The organism is Rhizobium sp. CFBP 8762, assembly GCF_014841565.1.
Lineage (GTDB): Bacteria > Pseudomonadota > Alphaproteobacteria > Rhizobiales > Rhizobiaceae > CFBP-8762.
The window spans coordinates 1-1,169 of the sequence record NZ_JACYUD010000021.1; the positions used below are offsets into that span (position 1 = coordinate 1).

At 58.4% G+C, this 1,169-nt stretch carries 1 protein-coding gene; it reads left to right on the forward strand.

The window, feature by feature from the left end:
- On the forward strand, positions 1–1,169 hold a 1,169-nt coding region (tuf, locus tag IFT84_RS21230; protein ID WP_192122603.1), incomplete at its 3' end, for an elongation factor Tu.

Genomic DNA, 1,169 nt, shown 5'->3' on the forward strand with positions numbered 1-1,169 from the left:
ATGGCAAAGAGCAAATTTGAGCGCAACAAGCCGCACGTCAACATTGGCACGATTGGCCACGTTGACCACGGCAAGACGTCTCTGACGGCAGCAATCACGAAGTATTTCGGCGAGTTCAAGGCGTACGATCAGATCGACGCAGCGCCGGAAGAAAAGGCTCGCGGCATCACGATTTCGACGGCACACGTCGAGTATGAGACGACTGCGCGTCACTACGCCCACGTTGACTGCCCCGGCCACGCCGACTACGTCAAGAACATGATCACCGGTGCGGCCCAGATGGACGGCGCGATCCTGGTTTGCTCGGCTGCCGATGGCCCGATGCCCCAGACCCGCGAGCACATCCTGCTGGCCCGTCAGGTTGGCGTTCCTGCCATCGTTGTGTTCCTGAACAAGGTTGACCAGGTTGACGACGAAGAACTGCTGGAGCTCGTTGAGCTGGAAGTTCGTGAGCTTCTGTCGTCCTACGAATTCCCGGGCGACGATATTCCGATCGTCAAAGGTTCGGCTCTGGCCGCTTTGGAAGACAGCGACAAGAAGATCGGCGAAGACGCGATCCGTGAACTGATGGCGGCTGTCGATGCCTACATCCCGACACCTGAGCGTCCGATTGATCAGCCCTTCCTGTTGCCGATCGAAGACGTGTTCTCGATCTCGGGCCGTGGTACGGTTGTAACGGGTCGCGTTGAGCGCGGTATCGTCAAGGTTGGTGAAGAAGTTGAGATCGTCGGCATTCGTGCAACATCGAAGACGACGGTGACCGGCGTTGAAATGTTCCGCAAGCTGCTCGATCAGGGCCAGGCTGGCGATAACATCGGTGCGCTGGTTCGCGGTGTGAACCGTGACGGTATCGAGCGTGGCCAGATCCTGTGCAAGCCCGGTTCGGTCAAGCCGCACAAGAAGTTCAAGGCAGAAGCCTACATCCTGACGAAGGAAGAGGGTGGCCGTCATACGCCATTCTTCACGAACTACCGCCCACAGTTCTACTTCCGTACAACGGACGTGACGGGCATCGTGACACTTCCAGAAGGCACGGAAATGGTTATGCCTGGCGACAACGTGACCGTTGACGTCGAGCTGATCGTTCCGATCGCGATGGAAGAAAAGCTGCGCTTCGCGATCCGTGAAGGTGGCCGTACCGTCGGCGCCGGCATCGTGGCATCCATCGT